The sequence below is a fragment of the Candidatus Saccharibacteria bacterium genome (assembly GCA_016700375.1).
Lineage (GTDB): Bacteria > Patescibacteriota > Saccharimonadia > Saccharimonadales > UBA4665 > JAGXIT01.
In genome coordinates, this window is sequence record CP065016.1 from 50510 (window position 1) to 65622 (window position 15113).

Genomic DNA, 15113 nt, shown 5'->3' on the forward strand with positions numbered 1-15113 from the left:
TTTTTACTTAGGATTATGAGTAAGAGTCCACCTGCTGACACCTTTGTCGCGTCCATGTATATCATATGGTTGGACGAAGGTTGGAAGTGCCGCAAGCACCGTAGTCGAGGGGAACTGTGCGGTTATCACCATACGTGCAACCTGTACATCTATGGGCAACTCATGGAGTAGTATTACAAAGCTTGCTATCTCGCGCACCTTTTTCTGTGTTTGAGCTGTTTTCAGCGAATTGACTCGTTCTATCAGGCTGTTAATAATGTCTTGACCTGAAAAACTGCCTGATCTATGTTGAGGCACAAGGTCAGTAAACAAATGTTGATCGTCTATTTTGGTCCAGCCGTTTTCAGGGTAGTTCATTTTACTTGTTGACCAAACTTCAAAGATTTCTCTGAGCTTGTTAATGTGCGTTGTCTTTTCTGGGGTCACTAGGCCAGATACACTACCCCTTTCACACGTCTCCCTATAGAGCGGGAATAAGCCTAGACTGGCGTGAATCCCGTTCTCGTTGCCGAGACCTAAAAACGGGGATGCGTTTGCAAACACAATTACTCCACCGTCACCGGCGATAGGAAAATCAAGCCTTCTGGCAGGTGCTTCGTACGTGCCCCTCGGTACTACTGTAGTCATATAGGTAGGTTACGATAGCAAACCATGTGTTGCAAGCATATGCGTTATAGATTGTTGTACCCCTCGTAATAATCGTAGATGAGGCGTTCGCGAGGGGTGCCGGTGGCTTCTAGCTCGGCGCCGATGCTTTCGACGAAGCTTTGGCTGCCCGAAAGGTATGTGAGACTTTGGGGTGTTATTTTTGCTTGGATTTCCGCGGCAGTTAGTTTTGCGGGATAGTGTATGTCAAAACGCTCAAAATCTGGTATTTCACCTGGGATGAGGTGTTCCAATCTGTCGTCTTCACTTCGTCTAGCCCACAGGAGCGTTATTGAGCGTGAAAGCTCCGACCTTTCACGCTCCAAAAGCATGGAAATGTAGCTGGCGAGGGCAATGCCTTGGGCGACGAAAACGAGAGGGGTAGTAGCAAGACGCGGAAGGACGGCGTCGCCGTGCGGCTCGTCTATCAGCATGGTGTCATCAGGCTTTAGTAGGCGCAGGTGGTGTTTATAGGTGCTACATGGTTCTTCGAGCCGGGTGATAAACCGTAGCTCAGACTCAGAGGGGTGAGATGTTAGGGTAAACGTGCGGTGCTGTTTGCCGCGCGGGTCGGTGACGCCAAACGGAAAGGTAAACCGGGCATACTGCCCCGCCACATATTCCACAGCCGTTTTAGGCTGAAACCGAAACTCCCATACATTTGGCACTACCTCACGCTTGCCCAAAAAACTGACTTCCATTTCACCAGTCTACCAGACCCCCTCATACAAAATAAATCGTACGGCCATACAATTTAAAAATGACATAACACCATGTTGTATGATACATACGCGCATAAGAAAACGTACTATCACTTTATTAATTAAAATAAACTGTACGGCCGTACAGCTTAAGATGAGGATGCTTAGCAAGCGAAATGCGGCAGGGTATTAGCGGTTTTCCGCCAGGGTGAATGGGCGGTAAAAAGCAAAGTAAGATTGAAGTAATTTATGGTTTTCGAAACAAGTCAGGTCGGTCGGTTATAACGCCGTAGAGGTATGGTCGCCAGCGTTTTGCTTGACGAGGGTTGTTTATGGTATAGGGAGAAAGTCGGAAACCACCGCGCTTCATGGCACGTAAGAAGCCGCTCCAAAGCCAACGCTGATTCATGCTAATGCGCTTTGTATGGAGTTTGCGGGCGCGGTGAGTTGCCCGCAGGCCCGACCATTTCTCTATGACAACCAGCTCTATGCCAGGCAACTGTTCTCGCACGTCTTGTAAAATGCGGAAGTCATATGAGGCTACGGCAAACTCTTTGAGTCGCCAGCCACGTTTTAACCTATCGCGAATAATGCGAACAGTTTGTTTGGTCGGCTCACCCGGTTTTATCTCTATCATAATCCTGCAGCGGTGGGCGACGGTGCGTATGGTGTGGTCTAATGCTGCAAGGTCTCGTTTGTGCCGGAGTAGCTCTGCATAGGTAGTGCGGGCGATGATAACTTCTCTGCCGTCGGGGTCTACTACGGCTGCGTCATGATGAACGACCGCAACACCGTCGTGGGTAACGCGGACATCTAGCTCAACCGCGTCGACGCCGTATTCTATGGCCTTTTCAAAGCTCGCGAGGGTGTTTTCGGGGCTCAAACCTCTCGCGCCGCGGTGCCCAATTATTTTCATGCTACTATAATACTATCAAACTGTGTCATTCCGAGCGAAGCCGACGAATCTTCTGGAACACATAGAGAAGAATTTTCATTTTCGCACACGAACGACTATAGCTAAAGGAGGAAATATGCCAGATTTTAACGTTGTACTTACCCCAGGTGATGTGGAAAACGGTGTCATCAACACAGTGGTGGAGATTCCGAAGTGGTCAACCCTAAAGATAGAGTGGAACCGCAAAGTAGCTGCGTTTCAGCTGGACCGGGTCGAGCCAAGCATTTTCGCGAAGCCCGTCAACTACGGCTTTATTCCGCAGACCCTTGATGAGGACGGCGACGAACTCGACACGCTGGTACTCACCAACGAGCCCATCCCAACCGGTGTGTTCCTGGAAGCCACCGTCATCGGTGTGCTGAAATTTGAAGACGATGGTGAAGTGGACGACAAAATCATCTGCGTACCAGCCGACGACCGCAACACTGACGATGCAATAACTTCGCTAGACGATTTACATGCTCGTTGGCGCCAGAAAATCGAGCACCACTTTATGCACTACAAAGACCTGAAAAAGCCTGGCTCTACTAAGGTAATGGGTTGGGGCGACGCCGAAGAAGCAAAAAAAATAATCAAAGAGTGTATTAACCGCTATAAAGGATAAATGTGGGGTGTCCCGAAACTGCTTGTCCGAGTTACCCAACTCGCATGCGGCGCCTAGAGCAATTCATACTAGATATAGCATTTGGCGCTGTCGAGGTGCAAACAGCGCCAGCAGAAGGGTTGATTGTTCCTGTCGCATCGCCTATACCCGAAACCCGACCAAGTAAAGGATTGTTTGACGAATGAATAAAATTGTACCCGACAACGCAATCTTAATACCGGAGAACGCTAAACTCGCTTTTAAGGGTGAGATATTCGATGTCTACCAGTGGCCGCAAACTCTTTTTGACGGCTCGACCGAAACATTTGAAATGCTCCGCCGCCTCGACACCGTTGTGGTCATATGCATTGTTGAGGGGAAGCTGCTCGTGCTAGACGAAGTACAGCCGCACCGCGGCGCACGGCGCAATTTTCCCGGTGGCCGGGTAGACGTTACCGACAAATCAATTCTAGATGCCGCAAAGCGCGAAGTGCATGAAGAGACGGGCTACAGTTTTTCGCAGTGGCGAGTACTAAACGTGACGCAGCCAGTCGCAAAAATGGAATGGTTTATACATACGGTTCTTGCGTGGGGCGTAACGGGGAAAGACGAGCCGCACCGTGACGCCGGTGAGCAAATTACCGAACGCCTTATGGACTTTGACGAAGTGAAGCGTATGGCAGCGGACGGCGAAGACTATCTTATTGAGGCTGATGACTTATTCAAACACATCGATAGTATTGAAGAGCTAGAGCGCCTACCGGAGTTTTTGGGCCGCACATACAACGCCTAAGTCTTGCCACGTACCACTTGTTTAACTACAATAGAAGCGTAAGCGAATAACTCTGTAGAAAAGGTGGAGGCTGTATGAAGACAAAAGTGGCAATCAATGGGTTCGGGCGGATTGGGCGCAATGCTTTTAAGATTGCTCATGCCCGCGAAGACATAGATGTGGTGGCGGTAAATGACCTCACCGATACAAAAACACTCGCTTACCTCCTAAAGCACGATACCAACTACGGCACCTACGACCGAGAGGTTACATACGACGACAAAAACATCATAGTCGACGGCCAGCCTATACTTGTTTGCGCCGAAAAGGACCCGAACTTGCTGCCCTGGAAAGACATGGGTGTTGATGTTGTCATAGAGAGTACGGGGCGTTTTACTGACCTAGAAGGAGCCAGCGGGCACCTCAAAGCTGGCGCTCGGCGAGTTGTTATTAGTGGTCCAACCAAGAGTAACGGTGTTGACACAGTAGTGCTTGGTGCCAACGATGACGTCCTTCAGGGCTCTACGGAGGTTATTAGCAACGCCAGCTGTACCACGAACTCGCTCGGCGCAGTCATGAATGTGCTCGAGACCGAGTTTGGGATTGAAAAATCCATGCTGACAACCGTGCATAGCTATACCGCCAGCCAAGTCGTGCAGGACGCTCCCGCCAAAGACCTTCGTGAAGGTCGTAACGCGGCCGAGAACATTGTGCCAACTACAACTGGCGCGGCCATAGCCGTCACGCTCACGTTGCCAAAGCTCAAAGACAAATTTGACGGCTTGAGCATTCGCGTACCAACCCCAGTTGTTAGCCTGAGTGATGTGACGGCACTGCTCAAGCGCAGTGTCACAGTAGAGGAAATAAACGAAGCTTTTAAAAAAGCCGCCCAGGAGCCGTTTTATCAAGGTATCCTTGGTGTTAGTGAAGAACCACTGGTGAGTTCTGACTATATTGGCAACAGCCATAGTGGTGTTGTAGACTTACTGCTTACCAAAGTTGTAGGTGGCGACTTGGTGAAAGTTATGGTCTGGTATGACAACGAGTGGGGTTACAGCAATCGTCTTGTCGAAGTAGTTGCTGACGCTGGTCGTTTATTGCACGCACAAAACTAGGAGAGCTGCCTATGGCATGGCGTCGAAAGAAGTCGAACGAATCGTTATCTTCGCCCTCGAAGACGGGTTCTGAAGAAGACGCAAAAACTGCCAACTTGCAAGCTGCGTTTGCCAAAATTAAGTACCCGCCCCCAGTTGTTTCTATGGTAGGCGCTGTCGTTCATGCCGACGGTAAGGTTGAAGGTCGGCACCCGATTTCTTCGCCTGCATCACCTCAAAACGCTTCGCCTATACCACAAACACCCGTTCCTGCTGCGACCACCGTAGCCAAAACACCCGCTCCAGAAAATCCGCCGAATGAAACAGTGCCCACCCCGCCCACCCCAGCACAAGTCAAGGTCGCTCCCGAAGCAGAAAACCCTGTTGCGTTGGCTACTCAGACTGCTAGTGCACCGACATCGAAAACGCATGAAGGACCGCTAAGTAAAAAAGAGCTTACGGCGCTGGGAGAATTTCTGAAGCAAAAGAAAAAGGCACCAGCCCCGAAGACCGTAGCAACCCCAGTGATTGCGCCAACTAATCCTGACCCCGAGGCGGCTATAGCTAGCCATATTGCGCAAAAAAAGAAAGCCGAAGAAGCTGACGCTGCGGCCATAGAGGCTGAAAAGTGGCACGTCTCTCAGGCCAAAATAAATGAGAAAACGCTTGACTCAAAAGAGCTATACCGCCTCATAGCCCTATGGCTGGCCGCCATCTGACCCACACTCACTTTTTTCCTCCTCCCCGTACATGAGCCACCGGTATCGGTGGTAGCAGCGGCGTACGTAGTAGCCGTTGCATATACTCCCAGGCTTGCTTGAACCAGCTCAGTCGTTTCTTGGGATGAATCTTCTGCTGTTGTTTTGGTAGTACTTTGACCGCATAGCGCCACAGTAACCACCAACCGAGGAAGACAAACAGCAGCAAGTTACGGATGACTTGTGGTTTTCTGACTCGTTGCCACTCCAATCGTTGCAACCACTTCACATCCTTGAAGGCTTCTTCAATTTCGAACCTTTCTGCGTAACGGTTCAGGACTTGTCTTCTGGTGAGGGCCTCTGTTCCCTCGCTCGGTAGGTTGGTCAACAAAAACCAGGGCTCCGGATCCTTCATGTTCGGATTGTAATCCGAACGAATAAGTCGGAGCTTATGTGTATGGTACGTGATGGGTAATTCCTCATGACTAATGTCATGGATGGGTTCCTTCCACCAGCTGGGATCCCAGGGAAGCTGAACGAGCTTGTCGCTCTTGGTACGAGCGATGAAGTGCACATCGTACAGGGCAAACAAAGTGAACAGTTTGTCACTAGCAAACCAGCGATCCATGACAAGTACCAGTTGCAGATCTGGTGCATTAACTTGAAGGAAATGGAACAGTCCCTCCAGCGCCACTAGAAGTGGCGCAATGAGAGCTGCTTCGCTGAGGTTCACCTGACACCAAATGGGTATAGCTCGACCCTTGCGATGCGACACCGCCAAGATGGCGATACAAAACGGGCCGAATTGAGAGTGGTCCAGAGAGCAGTACCACCGACCAGTATGCGAAGCTAACGCTTCGCTAACCAACAATCGCTGCAAGCGCACTGGCAGTTCCTCGTCAGTAACTAACCGACGAATGCGGTTTTCTCCAGTCCAGCGATTCAGCCCAAGCTTTCGACCAGCAGCGTTGAGCGAACAGAACTCCTGAAGGGAAAACTGTTCAACTCCGAGGAAGAAGCGACGAGCCTTAGCTTTTGGGATGTATGTCGCACGCAGCCGCTTTACAGCAGTTGCCATCTTTTGTAGTGTAGTCATTAGAAAACGACCTTTCTGTTTTAGCTTTTGTAACCAAAACTGTAGGGTCGTTTTTGTTATGTGTCAAAAAAGTGAGTGTGGGTCAGGGCCGCCATACCAGTCGCTTTTATACTGTATAAGTTAACGCAAGCTTTGGGCGCTGATAAAGCAACCGGCATAGGACGGTACCTCTATATTGCCCCAATATACCTTATAGCAATGTATAGTCTAGTTGGTTGGATACCGGTTGTGCTACTGTATATGAGAACTCGAAAGGATTAACAAACAGCTATGAAAATATTCGTTGGCGCAGACCACAACGGGTTTGACCTAAAAGTAACACTGCTAGACTACCTAAAAAGGGGTGGTTATGAGGTTGTCGATGCTGGCGACACCGAGAAGCACCCCGATGACGATTTCCCCCAGTTTGCAGCTGCCGCCGTCAACGCCATGGCCGCTGACCCGTCCAGTGATGTTCGAGGGGTTCTTATTACCAGCGGTGGTCAAGGTATGGCTATAGCCGCAAACCGTTTTAAGGGTATTCGTGCATGCGTGGGATGGAACCAAGACACCGTGCGTGACGCGCGTAACGACAATGACTGCAACGTGCTATGCCTTCCTGCGCATAGTCTGGACTTTGAACAGGTAGTGGGGATTGTGCAAACCTGGCTTATTACGCCTTTCTCTGGTGCACCACGCTACAAACGTCGTATAGAAATGCTGGACGAACTGGGTAATTAACAGGGTGGAGAAAGATAGAACATGAAAATAGCAATTACCACCGACCATGCAGGGTTTGAAGCACTAAAGGAACTAAAAACATATCTTGAAAGTCTCGGCCACGAATGTATAGATTATGGCCCAACAGTCTTTGATGCCGAGGACGACTATCCGGAGTTTATGTTCCCAGCCGCCCGCGCCGTGGCTGCTGGTGAGTGCGAACGAGGTGTCATTATGGGTGGCAGTGGGCAAGGCGAGGCAATGGCAGCAAACCGTATAGCGGGCATCCGGGCGGCACTATTTTACGGCCCGGTTACGGCGAAGGTGGCAGTGGACGCTGGTGGCACCCTAAGTGACGACCCCTACGAAATAGTAAAACTCTCTCGCCAGCACAACGATGCAAATGTACTGAGTCTATCTGGGCGCTTTCTTACACTTGACGAAATGAAAACCGCGCTCAAACTATGGCTGGAAACACCATTCAGCGGTGCCCAACGCCACGCTCGCCGTATACGAAAATTAGACGAGGTATAAATCCCGGGTGAAAATGACTGAGGTCGCTACCGCAAATGAAGTAAAAAATGGAGACGAAAGATGAGTGTCAGCATATGTCCGACCGTAACTACCGACGACCCAGATGTGTACCGTGCGCACATGGAAGAAATTGCCACCTACGCAACCCGTGTGCATATTGACCTCGGGGACGGTATATTTACGCGGAAGCTTACTGACGTTGAAGATGTCTGGTGGCCAGGCGGCATGCGAGCGGACTTGCATGTGATGTTCCAGCAGCCGTTTTTACATGTGGCTTCCCTAAAAGCACTAGGGCCGCAGCTGGTGATTGTGCATGCCGAGGCCGACGGTGACTTTATGGCATTTGCTCGGGAGATGCATCGGCACGGGATAGAGGCGGGTGTATCATTGCTACGAGAAACACCGGTTCAGGCTATTGTTCCAGCACTGGAGCTTATAGACCATGTGCTCATATTTGCCGGAACGCTTGGGCAAAACACTGGCCCGGGGGGAGTCAATCTTGACGTTCTTGCCAAAGCAGCTCAACTTCGTGCGCTCAAGCCAAGTCTAGAGATTGGCTGGGACGGCGGCGCAAACGACACGAATGCGCGCCAGCTTATGGAAGGCGGGGTCGATGTTATAAACTGTGGTGGATACTTACACGGCGAAAATCCACTTGCAGCCTGGCACCGCATACAGCAGATTGTTGGCAACGAATAATTACCCCATAAGGTAAACCACTAGTTCTACTAGTGTGACTCGCAAAGGTTTGACCTTCCCAGTAGTAACCCAGAAAATAAGAGCACCCGGAACCGTTTAGGTTTCGGGTGCTCTTCTTGCGATTGGTTGCCCCGCTGAAAGGAAACCATCTATGTCTACATCGTTAGACTACCATAGCTTATCTCATTCAAAATGGGATTTGAAGTACCATATTGTCTTCATCCCGAAAGGGAGAAGGAAAGCTCTCTACGGTGAGATACGCCCACGGTTGGGTAGAATATTTCACGAGCTGGCTAACCAAAAAGAATGCAAGATTCTGGAAGGCCATCTCATGTCCGATCATGTTCACATGCTCATGGAGATACCACCAAAGTACAAAATCTCTGAAGTGATTGGCTTCATGAAGGGCAAAAGCGCTATTGCCATTGCCAGAGAGTTCGGCGGTAAGACCAGAAATTTCACGGGTGAACATTTCTGGGCCCGGGGCTATGCTGTTTCAAGCGTTGGATTTGAAGAGCAGGCCATCAGAAAGTACATCAGAGAGCAGGAGATCGATGACACAGCATCATCGGCTCAAGGAGCCTTCTAACTAATCAAACTAATACTGCGGGGCAACGATCGCCTTTTAGGCGACCCCACTCAGCAAGCCACCGGCATGCCGGTGGTGTCTGACTAACTATCATTCCTGCCCCTCACTGTCATTCCCGCGCAGGCGGGAATCCATGCCTTTCTTTTAGTCATGCTGAATAAATTTCAGCATCCATACACCTCCGCTGATGTTTGTGCATTCGCTACACTCCAAAGTTTCACCAAACCTTATCTCGCATATGGCAGTTCTCGGACAGCCAAACCGACCAACTTTGTTCAGTCAAAGTTGGATAAACCTGCCGGGGAGAGTGCAAACGACCGGCTTACTTGAAATTTCTTTTGACCTGTTTGGCTCCTGCGGAACTCGCTCATTACATTCACTCAGACATCCTCGTCGCGCCAGCAATTTTTAGACAGTCTCAAATCAGTCGTTATGCATCCCCGGTTTTCCAATTACAACCTCTTACAGCGTCGAAGAAAGCACTCACTGCAGACCAACCTCTGCCCTAGTTGTATCTCTTTGCGATAATATACTGGCGGCCGGTGGCCGCACACCTATCTCTTATCTCGTTGGTGCCCGTGACTCAAGAAGCAAACAGGTGGTTCCGTTTGATGTAGCTAGCGATGGGTGCCGGGATAAGTGTAGAGGCGTCACTATGTGTAGCTAGTTTTGTTCTTACCTTGGTGGAGGAAATTGGTGCAGCGTAATCCGAAAGCGGCAAAAGATGCTGAATATTTGATGCAGTTTTTGGCAGAGGAATGTTATTTCGTGGCACAACCATAACGGGCAGGTTTTTGGCAAGCCAATCGCCGTTCAGCCAGTGGCGAATGGTCGCATAGCTATCACTCCCGTACACAAACCAAAAGTCTGTCTCGGGGTAATCCCGCAGGAACTCCTGGTAGGTGTCATAGGTTTCAGTGGCAATGCCTCGCTTCAGCTCTGTGTCGACTATTCGCAGCCGCTTCTCTGCGTTACATACATTTTTTACAACGATTTTGAGCATAGCGAGCTGGTCTGCGGCAGTCACGGCGATGTTTTTATCAGTTCGGTTACCGGAAGGCACTAGCCATACTTCGTCCACGTCCGGCACGGCAAGACACCGTGCAATAATTTCCGTATGCGCCAGCGTTGGGGGGCTAAAACTCCCCCCAAACACGATGACTTTTCTTTTCATGCTGCATATTATCTCATATTCTTATCTCATAACTCTTAACTCTTATCTCTAACCAATGTATAATCATAACCAGCATGGGTAAGCTAACTATTAAACAGCTCGAACAAAAAGCCAATACCATCCGTGAAGACATCATTCGTATGCTGGAGCACGCTGGCAGCGGCCACAGTGCGGGGCCACTTGGGCTCGCCGACATTTTTACGGCACTGTATTTCGACGTCATGAAACTCGACCCCAAAAAGCCCGACTGGGACGAACGAGACATACTTCTGCTCAGTAATGGCCACTGCGTACCGGTGCAGTATGCGACCATGGCAGAAGCTGGGTACTTCCCGAAACACGAGCTTATGACGCTCCGCAAGTTCGGTAGCCGGCTGCAGGGTCACCCCGAGCGGAAGAAATTGCCCGGCCTGGAAAATACCAGCGGTCCTTTGGGCTGCGGACTAAGCCAAGCGGCTGGTATGGGGCTGGCGTTTCGGCTGAACAAACAGTCGCACCGGCACATTTACGTTGTGATGGGCGACGGCGAGCTCAACGAGGGAAACGTGTGGGAAGCAGCCATGCTCGCCCCAAAGTACAATCTGACTAATCTCACGGCAATAGTTGACCGGAATAACATACAGATAGATGGCCCGACTGAGTCGGTTATGCCGCTCGAAGACCTAAAAGGCAAATGGGAAAGTTTTGGCTGGCACGTTATGGAAATAGACGGCAACGACATAGAAGCCGTTATAGACGCCTGCGCCATGGCCAAGGCTATTACTGAAAAACCGGTCTGTATTTTGGCCTACACCGTGCCTGGCAAAGGTGTTGACTTTATGGAATACGATTTCCACTGGCACGGTGTGCCGCCCAACCACGAACAGGCCCGTGAAGCCCTCCACGAACTCCGCACCCTAGGCGGCAAGATTCGGAGCGAACATGAGTAAAAGTATTTGGTATTTGGTATTTGGTATTTGGCAAATCGCAGCTGGGCTAGATACTAGATACCAAATACCATATACCCAGAATGGGGTGAAATAATGAGTGATTTACATCTGTTGCCTGTGCCAAATGAAGTGAAACCAGACGCGACGCGTAGTGGTTTTGGGCGTGGGCTGGTGCGTGCGGGCGAGGCGAATGAAAATGTGGTGGCGCTGTGTGCTGACCTGACGGGGTCAATCAAGATGGACGGGTTCCAGAAGGCGTTTCCGGAGCGGTTTATAGAAATCGGCATAGCCGAGCAAAACCTTGTGACCGTAGGAGCAGGGCTGGCCCTCGCAGGCAAAGTTCCTTTCGTAGCCAGCTACGCCGCCTTTAGCCCAGGGCGCAACTGGGAGCAGATTAAAACCACGGCGTGCCTAAACGATGTGCCGGTGAAGGTCGTAGGTGGTCACGCTGGGCTGTACACCGGACCAGACGGCGCGACCCACCAGATGCTTGAGGACATTGCGCTCATGCGCGTCATGCCGGGTATGATCGTGCTGAACCCTTGCGACGCCGTAGAGGCAGAAAAAATGGTCCTTGCCATGGCAAAAGACAAACGTCCCAACTACATTCGCCTGTGCCGCGAAGCCACGCCCATTATAACTACAGAAAAAACACCGTTTGAGATCGGTAAGGCCTATGTGTTTACCCCGGGCAGCGACGTGACTATCATTGCCACTGGCACTATGGTGTACCCGGCGCTAGAAGCCGCCGAAAAACTGTACAAAGACGGTATAGACGCCGAGGTGATAAATGTGCCAACAATCAAGCCGCTCGACGAAGAAACTATCTTAAAGTCTGTTCGAAAAACCGGCTGCGTGGTAACGGTAGAAGAAGCCCAGATTGCCGGCGGTCTTGGCGGTGCTATAGCTGAGCTTTTGGGTGAAACCCACCCCGTTCCGCTAAAGCGAATCGGCATGCATGATCGCTACGGCGAAAGTGGTACCCCCGAGGAACTATTTGAGCACTTTGGCCTAGACGCCAAACACATTCGCCTCGCCGCCCACCATGTTACCGACCTCAAGTAGCCGCAGGCTCGCGACCTGAAATAACCAACAGATTTGATAAGACGCTATTGCCTGCTAGCCGGGCGACATCTGGGATTGCCGTTGCGCTTACATTGTTTCCATTGCACATGTTTTCCAGACTAACCCCCGCTTCTTGCGCACGGTCACGCAAGGAGGACTGTTCCAGAACGACTGATACACCTGACAGTTCGAAGCTGACACTACCCACAGTGCAACGTGCAATGGCGGCTTTAGCCATAACTCCTTGCGAATTTGGAACGCGGATTATTGCAGTTCCGTCTGGGCTAAGTGAGGCCTCGACACCCCGGTTTATCGAAGTTGGGGTGGGTATGGCATCATGGCCGGTTGAGCAGCTTGCCGTTCCGAGTATGAGGCTGGTAGCGACAATAGCATTAAACGAACGTGACATGTTTACAATTCCTTAAAAATGTTCAGTAATTATACATTGAACGGTTGGCGAGCGCAAGAATAAGCGGTATACTGGTAGCAAATAGAGGAGGGGTTATGGCACTATCATTGCAGCAGGTACGGGATAATTGTGCGAAAGCACGGGCGCGTATGGGGCAGGCACGGACGGAGCACTGGGCGTTTGGGGCGTTTAACCTCGACGACCAAGCGACCCTGAAGGCTGTGGCACTGGCGGCTCAAAAGGCTGGCGCACCCGTTCTGGTAGAAGTCAGCCAGGGCGAAGTCGATGACATAGGTCTTGCCAACGTGCGCGACTTGGTAGACAACGTTAAACGCGAATACGGCGTGGAAATGTACATAAACCTCGACCACAGTCCGTCTGTAGAAGCAGCAAAAAAAGGGATTGATGCCGGCTACGAGTTCATCCATATAGACGTCTCCCAGGCTAACCACGATGCGAGCGACGAAGAAATCATCGCGGCCACACGCGAAGTGGTTGAATACGCCAAATTCACCGGGGCACTCGTAGAAAGCGAGCCACACTATTTTGGCGGCTCTTCCAACCTCCATACCGAAAACATCGATTACGAAGAAATCAAAAAAACCTTTAGCACACCAGAGGGAGCGCGAGCCTTTGTGGAAGCAACCGGCATTGATACGTTTGCGGCGGCTGTCGGTAACCTGCATGGTAAATACCCGGTGCCAAAGAAGCTCGACCTAGAACTGTTGCAGCGGTTGCGTGACGCCATACCCTGCAACATAAGTTTGCACGGTGGCAGCGGTACGCCTGGGCATTTCTTTGAGTCGGCAGTGCGGATTGGCGTGACAAAAGTAAATATAAATAGCGATATGCGCGTTGTTTACCGTCAGACGTTAGAGAAAATTATGGCTGAAAACCCAGACGAATACTCCGTTTCCAAACTCGTTAACAAACACGTCGTGCCGGCCGTGCAGGTGGTGGTGGAAGAAAAACTTGCAACGTTTAACTCGTCAGGTAAGGCCAGCTCGTAGCCATGGGGTTGTTTGACAACGTTTTGAAGTCGCTCGATGAAACGCTAAAGGCCATAGAAGACGGTGCCGTAGAAAAGAAAATTACTGAAGCCGTAGATGCGCTCGACAAAGTTGTTGAAAAAGCGCCCGAAACACTTGAAAAGGTAGCCGATGCGCCACAAAAGGCAATGGAAGTTCTAGACGCAAAAAAGGAAACCATACAGCAAACCGCTCAGAGCGTTCGACAGGAAGCGCAAAAAACCATAGATATCATTCAGCGACCGTAGTTCACGCTTGTCGTAGCTGTGCATCTGTGGGAAAATGAAAGCATAAGAATAATCATGATGTAAAAGGTGGGGACGTGAGCAAACAAGAACAAATAGATGTCTTATGTGTCGGTGATGTTGTTACTGACGTTTTTATCAAACTCATAGATGAAATCGAACATACCTACAAAAACGAAGACGGCAAATGGCTGGCCATACCCTTTGGTATGAAGATTCCGTTTGACCATGCCGAGACGCTGCATGCGGTGGGTAACGCAGCTAATGCAGCTGTGTCGTTTAGTCGCTTGGGGCTGAATGCCGCTTTTGAAACAGAGGTAGGCGGGGACCAAGAAGGCCGCGAAATCGTCCGAACTCTCACGAAAGAGGGCGTTGATACTCGCTTTGTTCATGTTAACGGTAAAAAACAGAGCAACATTCACTACGTGCTGTGGTACAAAGAAGAGCGCACCATACTCATTAAGCACGAAGAGTACGCCTACCAGTGGCCGCATTTTCGCAAATACGAAGTACCGCGCTGGGTTTACTTTAGCTCTATTTCGGAAAATGCCATGGAGTACACCGATGACATTGCCGAGTGGCTCGAAGAAAACCCGGAAGTAAAGCTGGCGTTCCAGCCCGGTACCTTTCAAATGAAAGCCGGTGTCGAGCGGCTGAAGCGCATATATGCGCGTACCGAAGTGGTCATTCTCAACCGCGAAGAAGCGGTGCTCGTCACGGGCGGTAGCTATGACAACGTGCATGACTTACTAGACAGGCTACATAGTTACGGTTGCAAGATTGCCGTGGTAACGGACGGCCCAGCTGGTGCCTACGCCTCAGACGGTGTGAATCGCTACAAGATGCCTCTGTACCCTGACCCCGCGCCGCCCTACGAACGTACCGGTGCTGGCGACGCCTATGCGTCGACGCTTGTTGCCGCACTGGCAAAAGGCCACAACCTTGAAAGTGCTCTTCAGTGGGCGCCCATAAACAGTATGAGCGTTGTTCAGAAGGCTGGTGCGCAGGCTGGCCTTGTTAGCGAGAAAGAACTCGAAGCCTGGCTGTCCAAAGCCCCCGACTGGTACCACGTTGAATCGTTTTAGAACGATTCAACAGAGTCAAGAGATATGAGGTAAGAGCTCAGAAATAGTATGCGCATAGCAGTACTTTTAAAGTACAGTCTGATTATATATGTCTTTCGAGCTCATAAATCTTA

At 50.6% G+C, this 15113-nt stretch carries 20 protein-coding genes; 14 read left to right on the forward strand and 6 right to left on the reverse strand.

Annotated elements, in window-relative coordinates:
* Window positions 1–3: 3 nt before the first annotated feature.
* The 3 genes from IPP75_00245 to IPP75_00255 form a co-directional block, all read right to left on the reverse strand.
* Complete coding sequence (locus tag IPP75_00245) at window positions 4–627, reverse strand: hypothetical protein (protein QQS69569.1); 624 nt, start codon at window positions 625–627, stop codon at window positions 4–6.
* A gap of 44 nt (window positions 628–671) precedes the next feature.
* Window positions 672–1346 (reverse strand): FAD-dependent oxidoreductase, encoded by a 675-nt coding sequence (locus IPP75_00250; protein ID QQS69570.1) that lies wholly within the window; start codon window positions 1344–1346, stop codon window positions 672–674.
* Between the two features lie 247 nt (window positions 1347–1593).
* Complete coding sequence (locus tag IPP75_00255) at window positions 1594–2262, reverse strand: glycerophosphodiester phosphodiesterase (GenBank protein QQS69571.1); 669 nt, start codon at window positions 2260–2262, stop codon at window positions 1594–1596.
* A 115-nt stretch (window positions 2263–2377) separates the two neighbouring features.
* Here IPP75_00255 and IPP75_00260 point away from each other — a divergent pair, with 115 nt between their 5' ends.
* From IPP75_00260 to IPP75_00280, 5 genes are all read left to right on the forward strand, one after another.
* On the forward strand, window positions 2378–2905 hold the full coding sequence (locus tag IPP75_00260) for an inorganic diphosphatase (GenBank protein ID QQS69572.1): 528 nt from the start codon (window positions 2378–2380) through the stop codon (window positions 2903–2905).
* Between the two features lie 2 nt (window positions 2906–2907).
* Window positions 2908–3090: a hypothetical protein gene (locus tag IPP75_00265; protein QQS69573.1), complete on the forward strand. Its 183-nt coding sequence runs from the start codon at window positions 2908–2910 to the stop codon at window positions 3088–3090.
* Window positions 3087–3677 carry an NUDIX domain-containing protein gene (locus tag IPP75_00270; GenBank protein ID QQS69574.1) on the forward strand — a complete coding sequence of 197 codons (591 nt, stop codon included), beginning with the start codon at window positions 3087–3089 and terminating at the stop codon, window positions 3675–3677. Before IPP75_00265 ends, IPP75_00270 begins: the two co-directional genes overlap by 4 nt.
* Window positions 3678–3751: 74 nt before the next feature.
* Complete coding sequence (gene gap / locus IPP75_00275) at window positions 3752–4771, forward strand: type I glyceraldehyde-3-phosphate dehydrogenase (protein ID QQS69575.1); 1020 nt, start codon at window positions 3752–3754, stop codon at window positions 4769–4771.
* Between the two features lie 11 nt (window positions 4772–4782).
* On the forward strand, window positions 4783–5469 hold the full coding sequence (locus IPP75_00280) for a hypothetical protein (protein QQS69576.1): 687 nt from the start codon (window positions 4783–4785) through the stop codon (window positions 5467–5469).
* A 7-nt stretch (window positions 5470–5476) separates the two neighbouring features.
* Here IPP75_00280 and IPP75_00285 read toward each other — a convergent pair whose 3' ends face one another.
* Window positions 5477–6544 carry a transposase gene (locus tag IPP75_00285; protein QQS69577.1) on the reverse strand — a complete coding sequence of 356 codons (1068 nt, stop codon included), beginning with the start codon at window positions 6542–6544 and terminating at the stop codon, window positions 5477–5479.
* 270 nt (window positions 6545–6814) lie between these two features.
* On the opposite strand from IPP75_00285, the gene IPP75_00290 reads away from it, so the two are divergent.
* The 4 genes from IPP75_00290 to tnpA all read left to right on the forward strand — a co-directional run bounded on the left by IPP75_00290 (window position 6815) and on the right by tnpA (window position 9065).
* The gene (locus IPP75_00290) at window positions 6815–7264 is read left to right on the forward strand and encodes an RpiB/LacA/LacB family sugar-phosphate isomerase (GenBank protein QQS69578.1); all 450 of its coding nucleotides are present in this window, start codon (window positions 6815–6817) and stop codon (window positions 7262–7264) included.
* A 21-nt stretch (window positions 7265–7285) separates the two neighbouring features.
* Window positions 7286–7777, forward strand: coding sequence for an RpiB/LacA/LacB family sugar-phosphate isomerase (locus tag IPP75_00295; GenBank protein QQS69579.1), 492 nt, complete (start codon window positions 7286–7288; stop codon window positions 7775–7777).
* A gap of 60 nt (window positions 7778–7837) precedes the next feature.
* The gene (locus IPP75_00300) at window positions 7838–8476 is read left to right on the forward strand and encodes a hypothetical protein (GenBank protein ID QQS69580.1); all 639 of its coding nucleotides are present in this window, start codon (window positions 7838–7840) and stop codon (window positions 8474–8476) included.
* Between the two features lie 151 nt (window positions 8477–8627).
* Entirely contained in the window at window positions 8628–9065 is a 438-nt protein-coding gene (gene tnpA / locus IPP75_00305; protein ID QQS69581.1) for an IS200/IS605 family transposase, read from the forward strand.
* A 583-nt stretch (window positions 9066–9648) separates the two neighbouring features.
* Here the strand turns inward: tnpA and IPP75_00310 are convergent.
* The gene (locus IPP75_00310; GenBank protein ID QQS69582.1) at window positions 9649–10239 is read right to left on the reverse strand and encodes a nicotinate-nicotinamide nucleotide adenylyltransferase; all 591 of its coding nucleotides are present in this window, start codon (window positions 10237–10239) and stop codon (window positions 9649–9651) included.
* Between the two features lie 74 nt (window positions 10240–10313).
* Here IPP75_00310 and IPP75_00315 point away from each other — a divergent pair, with 74 nt between their 5' ends.
* Window positions 10314–11168, forward strand: a complete 855-nt coding sequence (locus IPP75_00315; GenBank protein QQS69583.1) for a transketolase — start codon at window positions 10314–10316, stop codon at window positions 11166–11168.
* Between the two features lie 93 nt (window positions 11169–11261).
* Window positions 11262–12233 carry a transketolase family protein gene (locus IPP75_00320; protein ID QQS69584.1) on the forward strand — a complete coding sequence of 324 codons (972 nt, stop codon included), beginning with the start codon at window positions 11262–11264 and terminating at the stop codon, window positions 12231–12233.
* Here IPP75_00320 and IPP75_00325 read toward each other — a convergent pair.
* Window positions 12226–12642, reverse strand: coding sequence for a hypothetical protein (locus IPP75_00325; GenBank protein QQS69585.1), 417 nt, complete (start codon window positions 12640–12642; stop codon window positions 12226–12228). The genes IPP75_00320 and IPP75_00325 overlap by 8 nt on opposite strands.
* 95 nt (window positions 12643–12737) lie before the next feature.
* Here IPP75_00325 and IPP75_00330 point away from each other — a divergent pair, with 95 nt between their 5' ends.
* The 3 genes from IPP75_00330 (at window position 12738) to IPP75_00340 (ending at window position 15000) form a co-directional block, all read left to right on the forward strand.
* Window positions 12738–13652: a class II fructose-bisphosphate aldolase gene (locus tag IPP75_00330; GenBank protein ID QQS69586.1), complete on the forward strand. Its 915-nt coding sequence runs from the start codon at window positions 12738–12740 to the stop codon at window positions 13650–13652.
* Window positions 13653–13654: 2 nt separating this feature from the next.
* Window positions 13655–13918, forward strand: a complete 264-nt coding sequence (locus IPP75_00335) for a hypothetical protein (protein QQS69587.1) — start codon at window positions 13655–13657, stop codon at window positions 13916–13918.
* Window positions 13919–13992: 74 nt separating this feature from the next.
* Window positions 13993–15000, forward strand: coding sequence for a carbohydrate kinase family protein (locus IPP75_00340; protein QQS69588.1), 1008 nt, complete (start codon window positions 13993–13995; stop codon window positions 14998–15000).
* The last annotated feature ends 113 nt before the right edge of the window (window positions 15001–15113 follow it).

Bases quoted from the DNA above. Each gene is read 5' to 3' on its own strand.
- IPP75_00245 (QQS69569.1), bottom strand. From the start codon at position 627: ATGACTACAGTAGTACCGAGGGGCACGTACGAAGCACCTGCCAGAAGG.
- IPP75_00250 (QQS69570.1), bottom strand. From the start codon at position 1,346: ATGGAAGTCAGTTTTTTGGGCAAGCGTGAGGTAGTGCCAAATGTATGG.
- IPP75_00255 (QQS69571.1), bottom strand. From the start codon at position 2,262: ATGAAAATAATTGGGCACCGCGGCGCGAGAGGTTTGAGCCCCGAAAAC.
- IPP75_00260 (QQS69572.1), top strand. From the start codon at position 2,378: ATGCCAGATTTTAACGTTGTACTTACCCCAGGTGATGTGGAAAACGGT.
- IPP75_00270 (QQS69574.1), top strand. From the start codon at position 3,087: ATGAATAAAATTGTACCCGACAACGCAATCTTAATACCGGAGAACGCT.
- gap (QQS69575.1), top strand. From the start codon at position 3,752: ATGAAGACAAAAGTGGCAATCAATGGGTTCGGGCGGATTGGGCGCAAT.
- IPP75_00280 (QQS69576.1), top strand. From the start codon at position 4,783: ATGGCATGGCGTCGAAAGAAGTCGAACGAATCGTTATCTTCGCCCTCG.
- IPP75_00285 (QQS69577.1), bottom strand. From the start codon at position 6,544: ATGACTACACTACAAAAGATGGCAACTGCTGTAAAGCGGCTGCGTGCG.
- IPP75_00290 (QQS69578.1), top strand. From the start codon at position 6,815: ATGAAAATATTCGTTGGCGCAGACCACAACGGGTTTGACCTAAAAGTA.
- IPP75_00295 (QQS69579.1), top strand. From the start codon at position 7,286: ATGAAAATAGCAATTACCACCGACCATGCAGGGTTTGAAGCACTAAAG.
- IPP75_00300 (QQS69580.1), top strand. From the start codon at position 7,838: ATGAGTGTCAGCATATGTCCGACCGTAACTACCGACGACCCAGATGTG.
- tnpA (QQS69581.1), top strand. From the start codon at position 8,628: ATGTCTACATCGTTAGACTACCATAGCTTATCTCATTCAAAATGGGAT.
- IPP75_00310 (QQS69582.1), bottom strand. From the start codon at position 10,239: ATGAAAAGAAAAGTCATCGTGTTTGGGGGGAGTTTTAGCCCCCCAACG.
- IPP75_00315 (QQS69583.1), top strand. From the start codon at position 10,314: ATGGGTAAGCTAACTATTAAACAGCTCGAACAAAAAGCCAATACCATC.
- IPP75_00320 (QQS69584.1), top strand. From the start codon at position 11,262: ATGAGTGATTTACATCTGTTGCCTGTGCCAAATGAAGTGAAACCAGAC.
- IPP75_00325 (QQS69585.1), bottom strand. From the start codon at position 12,642: ATGTCACGTTCGTTTAATGCTATTGTCGCTACCAGCCTCATACTCGGA.
- IPP75_00330 (QQS69586.1), top strand. From the start codon at position 12,738: ATGGCACTATCATTGCAGCAGGTACGGGATAATTGTGCGAAAGCACGG.
- IPP75_00335 (QQS69587.1), top strand. From the start codon at position 13,655: ATGGGGTTGTTTGACAACGTTTTGAAGTCGCTCGATGAAACGCTAAAG.